This window comes from Pyxidicoccus xibeiensis (assembly GCF_024198175.1).
Taxonomy (GTDB): Bacteria; Myxococcota; Myxococcia; order Myxococcales; family Myxococcaceae; genus Myxococcus; species Myxococcus xibeiensis.
The window spans coordinates 209,579-226,676 of sequence record NZ_JAJVKV010000009.1 but is presented as its reverse complement, the minus strand read 5'-3'; the positions used below and the strand labels follow the sequence as shown (position 1 = coordinate 226,676).

General features: G+C 69.0%; 14 protein-coding genes. 13 read left to right on the top strand and 1 reads right to left on the bottom strand.

Going from position 1 to position 17,098, the window contains the following annotated elements; genetic code table 11:
* Positions 1 to 120: 120 nt before the first annotated feature.
* From LXT23_RS33610 to LXT23_RS33565, 10 genes are all read left to right on the top strand, one after another.
* A complete protein-coding gene (locus tag LXT23_RS33610; RefSeq protein ID WP_253984476.1) occupies positions 121 to 1,206 on the top strand; it encodes an Mrp/NBP35 family ATP-binding protein in 1,086 nt (361 codons plus the stop codon).
* Positions 1,207 to 1,224: 18 nt separating this feature from the next.
* Positions 1,225 to 1,740: a hypothetical protein gene (locus LXT23_RS33605; protein WP_253984475.1), complete on the top strand. Its 516-nt coding sequence runs from the start codon at positions 1,225 to 1,227 to the stop codon at positions 1,738 to 1,740.
* 2 nt (positions 1,741 to 1,742) lie between these two features.
* Complete coding sequence (locus LXT23_RS33600; RefSeq protein WP_253984474.1) at positions 1,743 to 2,192, top strand: hypothetical protein; 450 nt, start codon at positions 1,743 to 1,745, stop codon at positions 2,190 to 2,192.
* A 74-nt stretch (positions 2,193 to 2,266) separates the two neighbouring features.
* Entirely contained in the window at positions 2,267 to 3,115 is an 849-nt protein-coding gene (locus LXT23_RS33595; protein ID WP_253984473.1) for a 3-hydroxyacyl-CoA dehydrogenase family protein, read from the top strand.
* Between the two features lie 19 nt (positions 3,116 to 3,134).
* On the top strand, positions 3,135 to 3,911 hold the full coding sequence (locus LXT23_RS33590) for an enoyl-CoA hydratase-related protein (protein WP_253984472.1): 777 nt from the start codon (positions 3,135 to 3,137) through the stop codon (positions 3,909 to 3,911).
* A 1-nt stretch (position 3,912) separates the two neighbouring features.
* On the top strand, positions 3,913 to 4,617 hold the full coding sequence (locus tag LXT23_RS33585) for a hypothetical protein (protein ID WP_253984471.1): 705 nt from the start codon (positions 3,913 to 3,915) through the stop codon (positions 4,615 to 4,617).
* Positions 4,618 to 4,651: 34 nt separating this feature from the next.
* Positions 4,652 to 5,794 carry an acyl-CoA dehydrogenase gene (locus LXT23_RS33580; protein ID WP_253984470.1) on the top strand — a complete coding sequence of 381 codons (1,143 nt, stop codon included), beginning with the start codon at positions 4,652 to 4,654 and terminating at the stop codon, positions 5,792 to 5,794.
* A 5-nt stretch (positions 5,795 to 5,799) separates the two neighbouring features.
* A complete protein-coding gene (locus tag LXT23_RS33575; RefSeq protein ID WP_253984469.1) occupies positions 5,800 to 6,252 on the top strand; it encodes an AgmX/PglI C-terminal domain-containing protein in 453 nt (150 codons plus the stop codon).
* Positions 6,253 to 6,262: 10 nt separating this feature from the next.
* A complete protein-coding gene (locus LXT23_RS33570; protein ID WP_253984468.1) occupies positions 6,263 to 7,408 on the top strand; it encodes an acyl-CoA dehydrogenase family protein in 1,146 nt (381 codons plus the stop codon).
* Positions 7,409 to 7,425: 17 nt separating this feature from the next.
* Positions 7,426 to 8,214 carry a toxin-antitoxin system YwqK family antitoxin gene (locus LXT23_RS33565; protein WP_253984467.1) on the top strand — a complete coding sequence of 263 codons (789 nt, stop codon included), beginning with the start codon at positions 7,426 to 7,428 and terminating at the stop codon, positions 8,212 to 8,214.
* 13 nt (positions 8,215 to 8,227) lie between these two features.
* Here LXT23_RS33565 and LXT23_RS33560 read toward each other — a convergent pair whose 3' ends face one another.
* Complete coding sequence (locus LXT23_RS33560) at positions 8,228 to 9,352, bottom strand: sterol desaturase family protein (RefSeq protein ID WP_253984466.1); 1,125 nt, start codon at positions 9,350 to 9,352, stop codon at positions 8,228 to 8,230.
* A gap of 605 nt (positions 9,353 to 9,957) precedes the next feature.
* Here LXT23_RS33560 and LXT23_RS33555 point away from each other — a divergent pair.
* From LXT23_RS33555 to LXT23_RS33545, 3 genes are all read left to right on the top strand, one after another.
* The gene (locus tag LXT23_RS33555; RefSeq protein ID WP_253984465.1) at positions 9,958 to 11,670 is read left to right on the top strand and encodes a 30S ribosomal protein S1; all 1,713 of its coding nucleotides are present in this window, start codon (positions 9,958 to 9,960) and stop codon (positions 11,668 to 11,670) included.
* Between the two features lie 178 nt (positions 11,671 to 11,848).
* On the top strand, positions 11,849 to 14,386 hold the full coding sequence (locus LXT23_RS33550; RefSeq protein WP_253984464.1) for a WD40 repeat domain-containing protein: 2,538 nt from the start codon (positions 11,849 to 11,851) through the stop codon (positions 14,384 to 14,386).
* Between the two features lie 102 nt (positions 14,387 to 14,488).
* A complete protein-coding gene (locus LXT23_RS33545; RefSeq protein WP_253984463.1) occupies positions 14,489 to 16,960 on the top strand; it encodes a WD40 domain-containing protein in 2,472 nt (823 codons plus the stop codon).
* Positions 16,961 to 17,098 lie beyond the last annotated feature (138 nt).

Sequence of the window (17,098 nt, the reverse complement as noted above, 5' to 3'; positions counted from 1 at the left end):
GAGGGTGCGTCCTCAGTACAGCCGCGTTAAACGACGTTGACAGCCCCCCGTGGGCTGTCAGATTCCGCGCCCGGTGGCGGCCCCCAACCGCCCGTTTTCCAAAAGGTTTCAGGTGTTCCGATGAGCGTTTCCGAGGCCGACGTCCTCGCTGCGATGTCGAAGGTGATCGACCCCGAGCTCCACGTGGACCTCGTGAAGGCGGGGATGGTGAAGGACGTCCGCGTCAGCGGCGACACCGCGAAGCTGAAGATCGAGCTGACCACGCCGGCCTGTCCCATGAAGGGGAAGATCCAGGCCGACGCCGAGGCCGCGCTCAAGGCCGTCCCCGGCCTGAAGTCCTTCGACATCGAGTGGGGCGCCCAGGTGCGCGCCGCCGGTGGTGGCATGCCCGGTGGCGGCCTGCTCCCCAAGGTGAAGAACATCGTCCTCGTCGGCGCCGGCAAGGGCGGCGTGGGCAAGAGCACCGTGGCCGTCAACCTCGCCACCGCCCTGGCCCAGCACGGCTCCAAGGTGGGCCTGCTCGACGCGGACTTCTATGGCCCCTCCGTCCCGCTCATGACGGGCCTGGGAGACAAGAAGCCCGTCAGCCCGGATGGCAAGTCGCTGGATCCGCTCGTCGCCCACGGCATCAAGGTGATGTCCATCGGCTTCCTCGTGGAGGCGGACCAGGCCCTCATCTGGCGCGGCCCCATGCTCCACGGCGCGCTGATGCAGCTGGTGCGCGACGTGAACTGGGGCGAGCTGGACTACCTCATCCTGGACCTGCCGCCCGGCACCGGTGACGTGGCCCTGACGCTGTCCCAGTCCGTGCGCGCCGCGGGCGCCGTGCTGGTGACGACGCCGCAGGACGTGGCCCTGGCCGACGTGGTCCGCGCCAAGCAGATGTTCGACAAGGTCCACATCCCCGTGCTGGGCATCGTGGAGAACATGAGCCAGTTCATCTGCCCGAACTGCTCGCACGTCACCCCCATCTTCAACCACGGCGGCGGTCGCAAGGCGGCGGAGATGTTCGGGATCCCATTCCTCGGGGAGATTCCCCTGGATCTCAAGGTGCGCGTGTCCGGAGACTCGGGCGTGCCGGTGGTGGTGGGCGCGAAGGACAGCCTGGAGGCCAAGGCCTTCCTGGAGATGGCGCGCAACGTGGCGGGACGCGTGTCCACGCAGAGCATGAAGAGCATGCCGTTGCCGGTGGTGCAGGCCCGATAACTCCCAGAGGAGACACCCATGCCCCCGGTCGGCAACGACGACTACCCGCACGACCCGCTGATCGACGATGACGACCGGCAGGGGCAGGGCCGCGCCGGTGGCCCGGCCGGATTCGTCCCGGAGTTCGTCCGCCGCATGGCCGTGGCCGGCCTGGGCGCCCTCTTCATGACGGAGGAGGGCATCCGCAACCTCGCGGGGCAGCTCAAGCTCCCCAAGGAGGCCCTGGGCTTCATCCTCGGCCAGGCGGAGAAGACCAAGGACGAGGTCACCCGCGTCATCACCGACGAGCTCCGCCGCTTCCTCCAGTCGGAGAAGCTGCGCGACGAGTTCCTCAAGCTGATGTCCGGCATGACGGTGGAGATCAAGGCGCAGATCCGCCTCGTCCCCCAGGACAAGGCGGAGAAGGCCTCCGAGCCCGACGACGCTCCGGCCCCCGAGCCGAAGGAGAAGAAGGCCGGCTCGCCCCGCGTCGTCATCTCCGAGCTCAACGCGCGGCGCCCCGGCTCGGGCTCCAAGCGGACGAAGAAGGAGTAGCGGTGGCGGACACGCCTCCTTCCCCAGAGCCCTCCGAGCCCTCGCCGCCGCCCGCTCCCGCGCGCCGGAGCTGGCGCTCGCACCCGATGGCGAAGCGCCTGCCGCTGCTGCTGCTGGTGCTCCTGGGCCTGTGGCTCTGGCAGTCGTCGGGCACGCCCGAGCGCGAGCTGACCTTCCAGCTCACCGGGGCGGGGTGGAGCACCACCCAAGCCCTGGACCTCCAGGTGCTGGCCGAGGACGGGAATGTCCTCAAGCGCGAGGAGCGCTTCTTCGCGTCGGGGCCGCCTCCAGAAGTGACGTTCAAGGTGGACCTGCCCGAGGGCACCTGGCGCGCGCGCCTCTTCGTGAAGCAGGAGGGGCGAGACAATCGCCTGCGCCTGGACGAGTCGCTGGTGGTGGGAGAAGAGCGCTACATCGTCCGCCAGCTCCAGTTGCCTCCCGCCGGTCGTTGACCGTCCCGGACGCGTGGGCTATGGGCGCCCGCACGTCGTTGGTTCACATTCCGACCGAGGGGTTCGCGAACACCATGGCAACGGAGCATATCGTCGTCGTCGGGGCAGGGCAGATGGGCGCGGGCATCGCGCAGGTGGCGCTCCAGGCGGGCCTGCGCGTCACGCTGGCGGACGTGTCCAAGGAGGGGCTCGCCAAGGGCGCCGACCGCATCCGCGGCGGCCTGAAGAAGCTGGTGGAGAAGGGCAAGCTCGACGAGGCGAAGCGCGCCGCCGCCGAGGCCAACCTCGCCACGCTCACCGACGTGAAGGAAGCGAAGGACGTCGACTTCGCCGTCGAGGCCGTGACGGAGAACGAGGATCTCAAGCGCCGCATCTTCCAGGACCTGGACAGCGTGGTGCGCCCCGGCGGCATCCTCGCCACCAACACCTCGTCCATCCCGATTACCCGCATCGCCGCGTCCACGAAGCGCCCCGAGTCCGTCATCGGCATGCACTTCATGAACCCGGTGCCGGTGATGCAACTGGTGGAGCTCATCCGCGGCGCGGCCACGTCCGACGAGACGTACGCCACCACGCGCGCCCTGGCCGAGAAGATGGGCAAGACGACGGTGGTCTCCAAGGACTACCCGGGCTTCATCGTCAACCGCATCCTCATCCCCATGCTCAACGAGGCCTGCTTCGCGCTGATGGAGGGCCTGGGCACGGTGGAGGACATCGACACCGCGATGAAGCTGGGCACCAACCAGCCCATGGGCCCGCTGCAGCTCGCGGACTTCATCGGCCTGGACACCGTGCTCTACATCGCCGAGGTGCTGCACAAGGGCCTGGGTGACTCGAAGTACCGCCCCAGCCCGCTGCTGCGCCAGTACGTGGACGCCGGCTGGTACGGCAAGAAGAGCGGCCGCGGCTTCTACAAGTACTAGGACACGAGGAGCCTCGCACATGGCCTACGAGAACATCCGGCTGGAGAAGGACGGCGCGGTAGCGACTCTCTACGTCGACCGCCCCAAGGCGCTCAACGCGCTCAACACCAAGACGCTGCAGGAGATGGAGGCCGCGCTCCACACCATCGGCACGGACGTGCGCGTCCTCATCGTCACCGGTGGCGGGGAGAAGGCCTTCGTCGCCGGCGCGGACATCGCCGAGATGGCGGCGCTGCCCGAGGCCCAGGCGCAGGAGTTCGGCGCGCTCGGCCACCGCGTCTTCGCCATGCTGGAGGCGCTGCCCGTCCCCACCATCGCGGCCGTCAACGGCTTCGCGCTGGGCGGCGGGTGCGAGCTGGCCCTGGCCTGCGACTTCATCTACGCGTCCGAGAAGGCCAAATTGGGCCTGCCCGAGGTGGGCCTGGGCGTCATCCCAGGCTTCGGCGGCACCCAGCGCCTCACGCGCGCGGTGGGCCGGGCCCGCGCCAAGGAGCTCGTCTTCACCGGTGAGCGCATCGACGCGGCCAAGGCGAAGGAGATCGGCCTCGTCCTCGAGGTCCTCCCCGCGGACGCGCTGATGGCCCACTGCCGCGCCGTGGCCGAGAAGCTGATGAAGAACAGCCCGCTCGCCATCGCCAAGGCGAAGCGCGTCATCGAGGCCGGCGCGGACCTGGAGCTGAAGGTCGCCAACGAGCTGGAGCGCAAGACGTTCGGCGAGCTGTTCGGCTCCGAGGACCAGCGCGAGGGCATGAAGGCCTTCCTGGAGAAGCGCACCGCCTCCTTCACCGGCAAGTGAAGTGCGGCGCGCGCTCGCGGCCGGAGGACTGCTGACGTACCTCCTGGCCGCGACGCCGGCCCGGGCCTCGGAAGGCGCGGACGAAGCCGGGCGCGCTTCGCCCCTCGTCTCCTGGAAGCGCACGCTGTGCCTCTACACGGGCTGCTTCCTGGAGCCGCTCGTCCCGGACCTGCGCTACGAGTGGGGCCCGGATTCGCGCGAGCGCTGGCTCCTGTCCTGGCCCGTCCACCCGTGGGCCCTGCCTCCGCTGGACGTGCCCGGGCCCACGCTCATCGTGTCCCCGTTCCTGGAGCCCCAGCTCCGCCTGAAGCCCTCCGTCTTCCGGCTGCTCGCCGGGGCCCGGGTGTACGCGTTTCCCGACACCCTCCGGCTGGGTGTACTCGCCGAGGGAGCGGGCCTGTGGGGCGAGGACGGGTCGGGTGGGATGGCCGGCGTGGGGCTGACGTACGACCTCATCGAGCGCCACCGGCACACCGTGCCGTGGACCCTGTCCCTGGTGCTGCGGCGGACCTGGACGGGGACGGGGGAGGGCGCCCGGACGGACGTCACCTTCGACGTCACCGTGCCCCTCAACATGTTCTTTGGCTCACCCTTGGATTCCGGGGAGTCAGGCAGGCAGTCGTCCTCTAATCGGACCGCCAACCCGCGCTTGCAGTCGGGCACATCCTCTTCGCTGTTCCCGAGGGGAAGCCCCCATACTATGTAGGCCTTTCTCTCTTTTCCTCCCGCTGAGGAGCCTCATGAACTTCGAGCTGACCGACGTCCAGCGCGAGATCCAGCGGATGACCCGCGAGTTCGCCGCCAAGGAGCTGATCCCCAACGCCCGCAAGTGGGATGAAACCCACGCGTGGCCGACGGACGCGGTGAAGAAGCTCGCGGAGCTCTCCCTGCTGGGTGTCGCCGTTCCCGAGCAGTACGGCGGCGCCGGCCTGGACAACGTCTGTTACGCCATCGCCATGGAGGAGATCAGCCGCGGCTGTGCCTCCACCGGCGTCATCATGAGCGTGAACAACTCGCTCTACTGCGACCCGGTGATGAAGTTCGGCACCGAGGCCCAGAAGGAGCAGTTCCTCACGCCCTTCGCCCGTGGCGACAAGCTGGGCTGCTTCGGCCTCACCGAGCCCGAGGCCGGCAGCGACGCCGCCGCCCAGAAGACCGTCGCGGTGCGCCGTGGTGACGAGTACGTCATCAACGGCTCCAAGAACTGGATCACCAACGGGCCGAAGGCGGACGCCATCGTCCTCTTCACGATGACGGACAAGGAGAAGGGCAACAAGGGCATCACCGCCTTCCTCGTCCCCACCAACACCCCCGGCTTCATCCGCGCCGAGCCCGACAAGAAGATGGGCATCAGCGCCGCCTGGTCCTGCTCCATGTTCTTCGAGGACATGCGCGTGCCGGCCAAGTACATGCTCGGCAAGGAGGGCGACGGCTTCAAGGTCGCCATGAGCACGCTGGACGGCGGCCGCATCGGCATCGCGTCCCAGGCGCTCGGCATCGCCCGCGCGGCGTACGAGGAGGCGGTGCGCTACTCCGGCGAGCGCAAGTCCTTCGGCAAGCCCATACGCGAGCACCAGGCCATCCAGTTCATGATCGCCGACATGGCCACGGAGATCGACGCGGCCCGGCTGCTGGTGATGCGCGCCGCGCTGATGAAGGACAAGGGCGTGCGCCACAGCCAGGAGAGCGCCATGGCCAAGCTGTACGCCAGCGAGATGGCCAGCCGCGTGGCGAACAAGGCCCTGCAGGTGCACGGCGGCATGGGCTACAGCAAGGAGATGGACGCGGAGCGCCACGTGCGTGACGCGCGCATCACCGAGATCTACGAGGGGACGAGCGAGATCCAGCGCATCGTCATCTCGGCCAACGTCCTCAAGGAGTAGGCGACATGAAGCGGGCACTTCTCTCCGTGGTCGTTCTTGCCTCCGCCGTCGCGCTCGCGCAGGGCGCGCCGGCGAAGAAGCCCTCGGGCGGGAAGCCCGCCCAGGCCCAGACTCCGGCCCCCGCGAAGAGCGACGGGCCGGATGTCGAGCGCCTGCCCTTCACGCCGGACTCCATCCGCCAGGTCGTCACGCACAACCAGGGTCGCATCCAGGAGTGCTACGAGGACCACATGGCGGAGAAGGACAAGAAGGTGGAGGGCCGGCTGCTGACGACCTTCACCATCGACTCCAACGGGCTGGTGAAGAGCGCGAAGGTCGTGAAGAAGTCCAGCACGCTGAAGGACCCGAACCTGCACGACTGCGTGGTGGCGGTGCTGTCGTCCATGACGTTCCCCAAGCCTCCGGACGGCGCGGACCACCCCATCGAGTACCCGTTCAACCTCAAGGCCATCGAGTAGGAAGACCGCCGTGAACCTCGAGCTGACCGAGACCCAGACGCTGATCCGCGACACCGCCCGCAAGTTCGCGCGCGAGCGCGTGGCCCCGATGGCCCGCACGCTGGACCGCGAGGAGCGCTTCCCCACGGAGCTGTACAAGGAGATGGGCGAGCTGGGGCTGCTCGGGGTGAACATCCCGGCGAAGTACGGCGGCTCCGAGGCGGGCGTCGTCTCCTACGCGCTGGCGATGATGGAGATGGCGGCGGCGGACGCGTCCACCTCCGTCACCATGGCCGTGACGAACATGTGCGCGGAGCTGATCCACGCGTACGGCACCGAGGCCCAGCGCGAGAAGCACGTGACGCGGCTGGCCGCTGGTGAGGCCATCGCCGGCTCCTTCGCCCTGTCCGAGCCGCACGCGGGCTCCGACCCGGGCGCCATGCTCACCTCCGCCGTGAAGAAGGGCGACAAGTACGTCCTCAACGGCAGCAAGCAGTGGATCACCTCCGGCGCCTACGCGGGCGTCATGGTGGTGTGGGCGCGCACGTCCCCCACGGGCAACAAGGGCCTGTCCTGCTTCATCGTGGAGGGCGGCACGAAGGGCCTCATCATCGGCAAGCACGAGGACAAGATGGGGCTGCGCGCCTCGAACACGGTGTCGCTCACGTTCGAGGACTGCGAGATTCCGGCGGAGAACCTCCTGGGCACGGAAGGGCAGGGCTTCCGGCTGGCGATGATTGCCCTGGACGGCGGGCGCATCGGCATTGCGTCGCAGGCGTGCGGCGTGGGGCGCGCGGCGCTGGAGGCCGCGGTGTCCTACGTGAAGGACCGCAAGGCCTTCGGCCAGGCGGTGGCCGAGTTCCAGGCCCCGCGCTTCATGCTGGCGGACATGCGCACGCGGCTGGACGCGGCGGAGCTGCTGACGCTGCGCGCGGCCACCATGAAGGAGAAGGGCCAGCCGTTCTCCCGCGAGGCCTCCATGGCGAAGCTGTTCGCCAGCGAGATGAGCAACGCGGTGGCGGACAAGGCCGTGCAGCTCCACGGTGGCTACGGCTACATCGACGAGTTCCCCGTGGAGCGGTACTTCCGCGACGCCCGCGTGCAGACCATCTACGAGGGCACCAGCGAGGTGCAGCGGATGGTGATTGCCCGCGAGAGCTTCAAGCTGCTGGGCTGAGCACGGGGCGCCGTCCCATGCGTCTCCCGCGCTCGCTCCTCCTCCTGTGCTGCCTGCCCGCCCTGACGGCCTGGGCGGGCGAGCCCCATCCCGCCTGCCCCAAGGGCGCCCTGCTTCATTCCGAGCAGCAGTTCGACGGCTACACCTGGCGCAGGTGCGAGCGCGTGGAGGCCTCGGGGAAGCGCGTCTCCCATGGCCCCTTCGCCGAGCTGGACGGCCAGGGAAGGCTGCAACGCCGGGGCGGGTACACCGACGGGAAGCCCTCGGGCACGTGGACCACCTACCACCCGAACGGGACGCGGAAGGCGGCGGGCCCCATGGAGGGGAACACCTTCCATGGCCTGTGGACCGAGTGGTTCGAGGACGGCCGGGTGCTGGTGACGAAGGAGTACGAGCACGGGAGGCTCGTCCGCCAGAACGGCCGGCTCATGTCCACGTTCGGCGATGGCCCCAAGGCCGACCACGCCTTCTACATCCAGCGCTCGCGGCAGGTCGCCATCGTGCGTGTCGTCGACATCCTCCCGGGCCTGCAGACGGCGTTGGACCCGGGCACGGTCATCTTCGAGGTCCTGGAGCCGCTGCGGGGCACGCCGGCCGGCCGCGTCAGTGGACACGTCGGCTCGGTGACGACCACTGGCGTGGAGGTGGGGACCGTGGCCCTCGCGGGCATCGAGCCGGAGCCCCATGACGTGAAGGAAGTGATGCATCCACCCCAGCGCGTCGAGGGGCGGGTGACGGGCGTCATCATCGTCCCGAGCGTGGAGCAGGCCCGCCAGCAGGCGCGGACCCTGGGGCCGGGGCGCTGACGCCCGCGGCGCGCTACCCGTAGGGCGTGCCTTCCTCGTGCTTCTGGAAGGGGTACGCGAGCTGGCCCAGGTACGTCTCCGGCGGCTGGAACTTCGTGGTGCCGTAGCTCGTGGGCCAGTGCGCGGGCAGGTGCGCCGTGCCGAACACCCAGTCGAAAAAGGAGAGGAAGACGGCGAAGTTCTTGTCGATGCCCTCCTCGTCGGACGTGTGGTGCCAGTGGTGGAACTCGGGCGTGGCGAAGACCCAGCGCAGCCCCGGCCACCGGTGATTCACGTTGGCGTGGATGTACACCGCGTGGAAGGACACGAAGACCAGGTACGCGTAGATGGCCGCCGGCGCGAAGCCGAGGATGAACACCGGCACGAAGCCCAGCGTCCGGTTCACCAGCACGTCCACCAGGTGCGAGCGCGAGCTGGCCAGCCAGTCCATGTGCAGGCTGGAGTGGTGGATGGCGTGGAACTTCCACATCCATGGGAAGTGGTGGAAGGCCCGGTGCACCCAGTAGCTCACCAGGTCCACCACGAAGAGGATTTCGAAGAACTGGAGCCAGAGCGGCTGCGCGGCCACCGTGGCCTGGAAGTCCAGCTTCACCGCCCACGCGAAGAACACCTGCGCGGGAATCAGCGTGGCGAAGGAGATGAGCTGCACCCCCATGTGGCTCACGAAGAGGTGCTTGAGGTCCGTCTGCCAGCCCACCCGGAAGATGGGCTGCTCGCGCTGCGACCACAGCCGCTCCATGGGGATGAAGAGCAGCCCCAGCACCAGCAGCTCCAGGATGAAGTAGTCCAGCCCCGCGCTGAAGCTCCGCGCCTGCTGGGTGAGGGGCTCCGCCTCCGCCCCGCCCATCAGCAGCGCCACCAGCGCCAGCGCCATGGCCAGGCCGCCGTGCACCTTGGAGCGCAGCGTGAGGACACTCAGCATGCCCAGCGCGAAGGTGGCGACGATGGAGCCCTGCAGCAGCGCCCGGAAGATGCCGATGTTGTCGGCGTAGAAGCCCCGCGCGTCGTTCGTCACCAGCAGGTGCGGGAAGAGGAAGCAGAACTCCGCGAAGATGCACAGCACGCCGAGCAGGCCGGCGGTGACGCCGGCACGCTTGCCGAGGTGGGTGCGAAGGGCAGGTGAGAGAAGGACGGACACGGAGGTTCCTGGCTCGGACGGAAGGGGCCCGAGCATAGGCAGGAGCGCATCCCACATGGGAGGGGGGCCGCGAGAGCGGGGAAGGGAAGGATGAGGCCCGCGGCCGCCGACGTTCGGGAACAGTCCACCCCCCCGGGCGCACCTCCCCCGTGACATACGCCGGTCACTGGACTCGCGGGCCTCAACCCACCCTGTGAACGAAGCCCCCGGGAAATTGTCGCATCAGGTTGGATTTTCCCTGCCCGCTGACCGGCCTTGCCAGCACGGTCCAGATAACGCCGGGGGGCGGGAGGGCTGCGAGGGTGGGCAGCCGTTCATAAGTAGGTGCGGGACCCAACTGGCCGGGATTCGCGTCCGTCCGCTTGTTGTCCTACCTGGCGGACGCCAGCGCCGGCTCTTGACAGTCCCGGTGTACGGCATCCACCGATCCACAGTGGGGTACGTGCTCGCTTGACTACCGGAATAACCGGCGTCTAGGGTGCGCCGCTTCCACTCAGCATCCAGGTCCTCAATCAGGAGGACGAACGTAACGGCCCGTTGCGCCCCGCAGGCCGCTATGCCCAACCACAGGGGGCAGCTGTACCGTTTCAAAGGACTTCCACTTCATGCAGCAGAACCTGAACCAGCAGATCGGGGAGGACGCGGGCGACGAGAGCTTCGCGGCAATGTTCGAGGCCTCTCTCAAGGAGCGCGGTGGCGACGGAATCCTCAAGGAAGGGGAGATCGTCAAGGGCACCGTGGTCCAGGTGACGAAGGACTTCGCGATTGTCGACATCGGCTACAAGTCCGAGGGACAGGTCCCGATCTCCGAGTTCACCAACCCTCGCGGAGAGGTCTCGGTCAAGGCCGGTGACCCCGTCGAGGTCCTCCTGGAGAGCCGCGAGAACGACACCGGCATGGTCGTCCTCTCCAAGGAGAAGGCCGACAAGATGCGCATCTGGGACGAGATCAGCGCCGCCTGTGAGCGCGACGAGATCGTCAAGGGCACCATCGTCGGTCGCGTCAAGGGAGGCCTGTCCGTCGACATCGGCGTGAAGGCGTTCCTCCCTGGCAGCCAGGTCGACATCCGCCCCGTGCGGAACCTGGACCAGTACATCTCGAAGGAATTCGAGTTCAAGGTCATCAAGTTCAACAAGAAGCGCGGCAACATCGTGCTTTCTCGTCGCGTGCTCCTCGAGAAGCAGCGCGAGGAGATGAAGAAGGAGACCCTCAAGAACCTGAAGGAGGGTGCGGTCCTCAAGGGCGTGGTCAAGAACCTCACGGACTACGGCGCCTTCATCGACCTCGGCGGCATCGACGGCCTCCTCCACATCACGGACATGTCCTGGGGCCGCATCGGTCACCCCAGCGAGATGTTCAACGTGGGTGACGAGGTTCGTGTCGTCGTCCTCAAGTTCGACCCGACGCAGGAGCGCGTCAGCCTGGGCCTGAAGCAGATCCAGGAGGACCCGTGGCACCGCGCCGACGAGAAGTACCCGGTCGGTACGCGCGTCAAGGGCAAGGTCGTCAGCATCACGGACTACGGCGCGTTCATCGAGATCGAGCAGGGCGTCGAGGGTCTGGTGCACGTGTCCGAGATGTCCTGGACCAAGCGCCTCAAGCACCCGTCCAAGATCCTGGAGGTCGGCCAGGAGGTGGAGGCCGTCGTCCTGGACATCGATCCGAAGGCCAAGCGCATCGCGCTCGGCATGAAGCAGATCGAGCAGAACCCCTGGACGCTGCTCGAGGACAAGTACCCGATCGGCTCCGTCATCAAGGGTCAGATCCGCAACGTCACCGACTTCGGCGTGTTCGTCGGCGTCGAGGAGGGCGTGGACGGCCTGGTGCACGTGTCCGACATCTCGTGGACCCAGCGCATCAAGCACCCGGGCGAGATGTTCAAGAAGGGCGACGAGGTCGAGGCGGTGGTGCTCAACATCGACGTCGAGAACGAGCGCTTCAGCCTGGGCATCAAGCAGCTCCAGCCGGACCCCTGGGAGACGCTGTCCGAGCGCCTGCCTGTGGGCAGCCGCGTGAAGGGCAAGGTCACCAAGGTCACCGACTTCGGCGCGTTCGTGGAGATCGAGCCGGGCATCGAGGGCCTCGTCCACGTCTCCGAGCTGAAGGAGGAGCGTGTCGAGAACCCGCGTGACGTGGTGCAGGAGGCTCAGGATGTCGAGGTGAAGATCATCGACATCAACACCCCGGACCGGAAGGTGGCGCTGTCGATGAAGGCGCTGATCGGCGAGGGCGAGGACTACCGCGAGTACCTCCGCAAGCAGGCGGAAGGCTCGAAGGCGCGCCTCGGCGACGTGATGGCGAGCAAGCTGAAGAAGTAGTCCTTCAGCGGCACGCGCCAGTACGGCGAGACGGCCGGGTTCCCGAGAGGGGGCCCGGCCGTTGCCGTTCCTTGGGACCTGCGATTGCTTGTCGCATGGCCACATCCCTTTGACTTCACGCGGGGAGGCGACTACTCACCGCTCCGCGTGCACGGGGGCCGGGCGCGCGGAACGAACCATGAACTCTCGTCGTCTGTGCCTGCCCTCCGCCCGCTCCGGGCGCTCCCGTCCCTTCCTTGCCCTGGCGCTCGCGCTGGGCCTCGTCTCCGCCTGCTCCGACAGCGGCGGGGGCAACCCGCCTGATCCGCGCACCCCCGGCAAGGCCCGCATCGAGGCGGTGGCCGACCGCGGTGCCGTAGGCGAGCCGCTGCGCTTCCGCTGCACCGCCGAGGATCCGCAGGGCGGGCGCCTCATGTACTCGTTCGACTGGGGAGACGGGAGCGGGGAGGAGACCGACTCCGAGTCCGTCGACAGCGGGGTGACGGCGGAGGTGACGCGGACCTTCACCCGCGAGGGCAGCTTCCAGGCCCGCTGCCGCGCATTGAAGGACATCGGCCTCGCCGGCGAGTGGTCCGAGCCGGTGGGCTACACCGTTCAGGGGACCGTTCCCGACGACCGCGAGCACTCCGTCGCGGTGCGGGTGTTCGGCCAGGGAAGGGTGACGAGCACCCCTCTGGGGCTCGACTGCTCGCCGGACGGCTCGTGCGTCAAGGTCTTCCCGGCAGGCACCCTGCTCAGCCTTCGCCCCAGGCCCGAGGAGGGCTGGCGCTTCGTCGGGTGGTTGGGATGTGAGGAGGGGCTGGAGGCGACCCTGCTCACGCTCGACCGGGACGTGGCGTGCACCGCGCGCTTCGCTCCGGCGGTGGATGCCTCCGTGGAGTGGCAGCGGACGGGAGCCCGCCTGCCGAAGTCCCCGGTGTGGAGCGCGGATGGAACGCGGCTGGCCGCCATCGACGGCGGCCTGGCTCTGTCCAACGCGCTGCTGCGCATCTGGGATGCGGAGAGCGGGCGTGTGGTGAGGCTGCTCAGCGCCCGGCCGGAGAGCTTCACGTCGGTGGCCTGGCACCCCTCCAGCTCCGTGCTGGCCGCCGGCCGCTCGAATGGGAGCATCGTGCTCATCGACGCCACGACGGGCGCCATCGTCCGGCAGTGGATGGCCCTGGCCGGCGACGTCCGGGCCCTGGCGTGGAGCCCGGATGGGAGCCGGCTCGCCAGCGCGGATGACGCGGGCAAGCTCGTGCGAATCTGGTTTGCCGACAGCGGGATGCCGGATGGTGCGCCCCTGGAGGCCCTGGACAAGGTGCGGCGGCTGGCGTGGAGCCCGGATGGGAGCCGGCTCGCGCTCGAGGCGGGCGCGGCCATCTCCGCCACCTCGCAGTGGGTGGAGATCCACGCGCTCGGCACGAAGGGGCTCGAGGCGCTGTGGGTCGACGTCGCCAGCTTCACCTGGAGCCCTGACGGCCAGCGCTACGCCCTGGGCCTCCATGACGAGGTGCGGGTGTACGTGACGGCCACCCACCAGCCCGAGAAGAGCCTGCGCGGGGCGTGGAGCACCACCGCATCGCTGGACTGGAGCCGGGACGGGCGCTGGATCGCCCTGGGCAACACGACGCGGCTGGTGATGGTGATGGACGTGGCCGCCAGCGTCCTGGTGGCGTCGTACAGCGAGCCGTCGCCTCCCGGGGCCCAGAAGAGCTTCGACGGGCTGCGGTTCCATCCGTCGAAGCCGGAGCTCGCCATGGTGGATGACCTGCCCGCCCGGGTCAGCGTCCTCACGGTGGACGCGGCGGCGGGGGCGGTGAGCGTGCGCGAGCTGCTGGCGCACGACAGGGACGTGGGCGAGGTGGCCTGGAGCCCCACGGGAGCCATGCTCGCTTCCGGCGGCGCCGAGGGGTTGATCCGCCTGTGGAGTCGGGACGGCGGGGCGCTGCGCACGCTGTCGGGGCATGGCAACAATGCCATCAAGTCCTTGTCGTGGGACCGCACGGGCACCCGGCTCGCGAGCGGTGGCACGGACAGCCGCATCTGCATCTGGCGCGCGGAGGACGGCACGCTGGTGCGCGAGCCGCTGGAACACTACGCAGGGCAGCACCCCCTGATGAGGGAGGTCAGCCTCGTCGCGCTGAGTCCGGATGGAGGGCGGGTGGCGGGCGTGGCGAGAGCGGCTCAGCCGACGGTCCGGGGTGGGCTGGTCAGGGTCTGGGACGTGGCGACGGGCCAGCAGTTGTTCCAGTTCACCGAGGCGGATGAATCCATGCGCTCGCTGAGCTGGACTCCGGATGGCCGCTACCTCGTCGCCACCTACATCGGCGCGAGCTGGAGCATCTGGGACAGCCAGACCGGCGAGCTGCGTTTCGTGGACCCTGGGTTGTCCATAGCGTCGAAGGCCTCGGCCCTCAGCCCGGACGGGACGCGGATCGCCCTGGGACTGGAGTCCGGCCTGTCCATCCGTGACCTCTCCACCGGAGCGGTGGTCCTGGAGTCGAGCAGTGGCGTCGATGCCCTCGCGCTCTCCTGGAGCCCCGATGGTCGGCGCATCGCCGAGGGCGGAATGAGCGGACTGGTCTTCACGTGGGACCTGGACCGCGCCATGACCCGCTCGGTCATCGGCTTCCATGATGGCGTGGTCTCCTCGGTCTCCTGGCGCCCGGATGGCATGGCGCTCACCACCGGTGGCACCGACTCCTCGCTGGTGACGTGGCACTCACGCCACTGAAGCCGGGCACCGCCGCAGCGCCCCCGGTTGACTTCATCCCGTTCGCGGAACTACTCACCCAAGGACAGACGTGCCAGGGCCGGGGGCGCGCGGAGTAATCCCATGAAGCCTCGTTTCGTGTTCCTGGTGCTGGTGCTGGGGGTGCTCGCAGCCTGTTCCAAGAACGACCCGCCCCCCGAGGAGAACCCAGGCCAGGCGCGCCTCGAAGCCGAGCTCGTGCGCGGCACGGTGGGCGAGCCGATGCGCTTCCGCTGCACCGCCGAGGACCCTCGGGGTGAGCGGCTGCGCTACTCGTTCGACTGGGGAGATGGGAGCGGAGAGGTCACCGACTCGGAGCCGGTCGACAGCGGGGTGACGGCCGAGGTGACGCGGACCTTCACCCGCGAGGGCAGCTTCCAGGCGCGCTGCCGGGCGGTGAAGACCTCTGGCCCCACCGGCGCGTGGTCCGAGCCGGTGGCCTACACCGTCGAGCAGGCGGAGGACACGCGTGCCGTGTCCATCGAGACGCATGGCCGTGGGCAGGTGACGAGCGCACCGGAGCGAGTCTCCTGTCCGGGAGACACCTCATGCGTCGGTCGCTTCCCGGTGGGCACCCAGGTGACGTTGACCGCCACGGCCGAGGCGGGCTGGCGCTTCGTCGGGTGGTACCGCTGCGCGGAGGGTGATGAACCGCATGTGCTCACCCTCGACGCGGACGCGGCCTGTGCGGCGCGCTTCGCTCCAGAGCCGGAGTCCGTCGTCGAGTGGCAGCGCACGGGGGGAGTCGACCCGCAGGCGCCGGTCTGGAGCCCGGATGGGACCCGGCTGGCCGCCATCGACGGGCCCGTCGACGGAGTGAGCCAGCCGGGCGGCCCGGTGCGCCTCTGGGATGCGGAGAGCGGGCACACGGTGCAACTGCTCCGCCCCGAGACGAAGCGCTACACCTCGGTGGCCTGGAGCCCCTCTGGACACCTGCTGGCCGCGGGTCGCTCGGATGGAGAGCTCGTCCTCATCGACGCCACGACAGGGAAGGTCGTCCGTCAGTGGTCGACCCTTCCTCATCGCGTCATCGCCCTGGCATGGAGCCCGGACGGAAGCAGGCTCGCCACCCTGGCGGAAGACCGCCAGAGGGTGTGGTTCTGGAACGCGAACAGCGGAGCCCAGGAGGGGGCTCCCCTGGTTGCGAGCGTGAGGGAGATGCGGCGGCTGATGTGGAGTCCGGACGGAAGCCGCATCGCGCTCCAGGGCGCGGAGGGCCGAGTGGAGCTCCACGCGCCCGGTGTCGAGGGGCCGCAAGCGCAGTGGCCCGACGTGGCCAGCTTCACGTGGAGCCCGGACGGTCAGCGCTATGCCCTGGGCGCGCAGGGTGAGGTGCGCGTGCATGTGACGGCGACCCATGAGCTCGAGACGACCTTGCGCGGCGCCTGGGGCAAGACCACGACCCTGGACTGGAGCCGGGATGGGCGGTGGCTGGGCGTGGGAGGCGCGGCCCGGACCCTGTACGTGCTGGAGGCCGCCACCGGTGCCATCGTGGCGGACGCAACCGACAGGTCCGCGCCCTGGCAAGAATCACAGGCCTACGATGCACTGCGCTTCCACCCGTCGCGGCCGGCACTGGTCGTCGCGGACTCCAGTCCCATCTCGCTCACCCTGCTCACGGTGGACGAGGCGGCCCACACCGTCGTCAGGCGCGAGCTGATCCACCACTTCGGCACCGTGAGCGCGGTGGCCTGGAGCCCCGCGGGAGACCGGCTGGCGTCTCGTGGCGCCGCCGAGGGAGTCGTCCGCCTCTGGGACCGGGATGGCGTGCCGCTGCGCACGCTGGAGGACCCTCGCCAGAAGCTCAGTGCGTCGGTGGCGTGGGATGGCACCGGCACGCTGGTGGCCAGTGGAGGCGAATGGGGAGCGATCTACATCTGGCGCGCGGCGGACGGCACGGAGGTACGGCGCCTCAGGCATGTGACGGCAAACGAGTCCTACTACTACGGGGTGTACGACCTTGCCCTGAGCCCGGATGGAAGCAGGGTTGCGACCCATGGCGGCTCGAGCGTGACCTACTTCTTCTCGGTCCAGGTCATCGACGTGGCGACAGGGGCGAGGCTGGCCCGCTTCGAGCTGGAGCGAACAGACTCCGTACGCTCACTGGGCTGGACTCCGGACAGCCGGTACCTCGTGGTTGGCAGGCTCGACGGGAGCTGGTTCATCTGGGACAGCCAGACGGGGACGGAAAGCGTCGTGAACGCCGGGCTGCCCACGCGGTCGCGAGCCTCGGCACTCAGTCCGGATGGAACGCGGATCGCCGTTGGCGCCCAGCCGGGCCTGTCCATCCACGACGTCTCCACCGGCGAGCTCCTCCAGGGGGTGAGCGGCGGGTTCGAGCCGTACACGCTCAGGTGGAGCCCGGATGGCCAGCGCATCCTGGGAGGCGGGGAAGGCGGACAGGTCTTCGCCTGGAGTCTGGCCAACGGCCTTCGGAGCTCGGTCGTCGGCTACCATGACGACTCGGTCTCCTCGGTCTCATGGCATCCGGAGGGTCAGGTCGTCACCACCGGAGGTACCGACTCCGCGCTGGTGACGTGGCGCCCGCGGCCCTGAGCCTCTGTGGGGGCCCAGGCGTCCGACCGGTCGGGCGGGCCCCTGGCGCCATTCCCGGCTCGAATCCCTCATGAATCCAGTGGGTTGGAGCGCCTGGCGCAGCGCGTCGCGACCAGTGGACGCTCCCGTCCGGGCGGC